At 50.4% G+C, this 2,593-nt stretch carries 1 rRNA gene (only partly in view); it reads left to right on the plus strand.

The window, feature by feature from the left end:
* Positions 1 to 2,512: ribosomal RNA gene (locus B3Z56_RS13540) — 23S ribosomal RNA — on the plus strand (it extends 540 nt beyond the left edge of the window).
* Positions 2,513 to 2,593 lie beyond the last annotated feature (81 nt).

Genomic DNA, 2,593 nt, shown 5'->3' on the forward strand with positions numbered 1-2,593 from the left:
AGTTCTGATCCAGAGTACCACGAGACACGTGAAACCTTGTGGGAAGCAGGGAGGACCACCTCCCAAGGCTAAATACTACCTAGTGACCGATAGTGAAGAAGTACCGTGAGGGAAAGGTGAAAAGAACCCCGGAAGGGGAGTGAAATAGAACCTGAAACCGTGTGCCTACAACCGGTCGAAGCACTTTATATGTGTGACGACGTGCTTTTTGTAGAACGAGCCAACGAGTTACGATATGTAGCGAGGTTAAGTACTTAAGGTACGGAGCCGAAGGGAAACCGAGTCTGAATAGGGCGCATAGTTGCATGTCGTAGACCCGAAACCGGGTGACCTATCCATGGCCAGGATGAAGCGACAGTAAAATGTCGTGGAGGTCCGAACCACGTTGGTGTTGAAAAACCATGGGATGAGCTGTGGATAGCGGAGAAATTCCAATCGAACTCGGAGATAGCTGGTTCTCCTCGAAATAGCTTTAGGGCTAGCGTCGGTTAATTGAGTAATGGAGGTAGAGCACTGAATAGGCTAGGGGGCATAACGCTTACTGAACCTTATCAAACTCCGAATGCCATATACTTTTATTCCGGCAGTCAGACTGCGAATGATAAGATCCGTAGTCAAAAGGGAAACAGCCCAGACCATCAGCTAAGGTCCCAAAGTGTAAGTTAAGTGGTAAAGGATGTGGGATTTCTAAGACAACTAGGATGTTGGCTTAGAAGCAGCCACTCATTTAAAGAGTGCGTAATAGCTCACTAGTCAAGAGATCCCGCGCCGAAGATGTCCGGGGCTAAAACTTACCACCGAAGCTATGGATGTGTACTACGTACACGTGGTAGAGGAGCTTTCTGCATTGGCTGAAGTCGTACCGAAAGGAGCGGTGGACGATGCAGAAGTGAGAATGTTGGCATAAGTAGCGAGAGCTAGGTGAGAATCCTAGCGGTCGAAAACCTAAGGTTTCCTGAGGAAGGCTCGTCCTCTCAGGGTTAGTCGGGACCTAAGCCGAGGCCGAAAGGCGTAGGTGATGGACAACGGGTTGATATTCCCGTACCACTTGCAGACGTTATTACAAATGGGGTGACGCAGGAGGATAGGTTGTGCATACTATTGGATGTATGTTCAAGCATTTAGGAGTAGCTAGTAGGCAAATCCGCTAGCCGAATCTGAGGTGTGATGAGGAGCTCAATAGAGCGAAGTAACTGATTCCACGCTGCCAAGAAAAGCCTCTATGGAGGAAGCAAGTGCCCGTACCGCAAACCGACACAGGTAGGTGAGGAGAGAATCCTAAGACCATCGGAAGAACTGCTGTTAAGGAACTCGGCAAATTGACCCCGTAACTTCGGGAGAAGGGGTGCCTACGCAAGTAGGTCGCAGAGAATAGGCCCAAGCAACTGTTTAGCAAAAACACAGGTCTCTGCTAAAGCGAAAGCTGATGTATAGGGGCTGACGCCTGCCCGGTGCTGGAAGGTTAAGGGGAATGCTTAGCGTAAGCGAAGGTATGAACTTAAGCCCCAGTAAACGGCGGCCGTAACTATAACGGTCCTAAGGTAGCGAAATTCCTTGTCGGGTAAGTTCCGACCCGCACGAATGGCGTAATGATTTGGGCACTGTCTCAACAGCAAATCCGGCGAAATTGTAGTACCAGTGAAGATGCTGGTTACCCGCGATTGGACGGAAAGACCCCGTAGAGCTTTACTGTAGTTTAGCATTGAGTTTCGGTATTGTCTGTACAGGATAGGTGGGAGGCTGAGAAACAGGACCGTCAGGTTCTGCGGAGCCATCCTTGGGATACCACCCTGACAGTACTGGGATTCTAACTGGAGGCCATGAAACTGGTCACAGGACATTGCTAGATGGGCAGTTTGACTGGGGCGGTCGCCTCCAAAAAAGTAACGGAGGCGCCCAAAGGTTCCCTCAGCGCGGTCGGAAATCGCGCGAAGAGTGCAAAGGCAGAAGGGAGCCTGACTGCGAGACCTACAAGTCGAGCAGGGACGAAAGTCGGGCTTAGTGATCCGGTGGTACCTCGTGGGAGGGCCATCGCTCAACGGATAAAAGCTACCTCGGGGATAACAGGCTGATCTCCCCCAAGAGTCCACATCGACGGGGAGGTTTGGCACCTCGATGTCGGCTCGTCGCATCCTGGGGCTGAAGTAGGTCCCAAGGGTTGGGCTGTTCGCCCATTAAAGCGGCACGCGAGCTGGGTTCAGAACGTCGTGAGACAGTTCGGTCCCTATCCGTCGCGGGCGTAGGAAATTTGAAGGGAGCTGTCCTTAGTACGAGAGGACCGGGATGGACAGACCTCTGGTGCACCAGTTGTCACGCCAGTGGCACAGCTGGGTAGCTATGTCTGGAAGGGATAAACGCTGAAAGCATCTAAGCGTGAAGCCCACCCTAAGATGAGATTTCCCATAACGTAAGTTAGTAAGACTCCTGGAAGACCACCAGGTTGATAGGTGAGGGGTGTAAGCATGGTAACATGTTCAGCTGACTCATACTAATAAGTCGAGGGCTTGATCTAAATAAAGACGAAATAAATTTCACTGTGTAATTTTGAGAGAACATTTAACCAATGTTTTCAATTCTATAAATTTGATAGAAG

Source organism: Clostridium sp. UBA7791, from assembly GCF_002480755.1.
GTDB classification, from domain to species: domain Bacteria; phylum Bacillota; class Clostridia; order Clostridiales; family Clostridiaceae; genus Clostridium_J; species Clostridium_J sulfidigenes.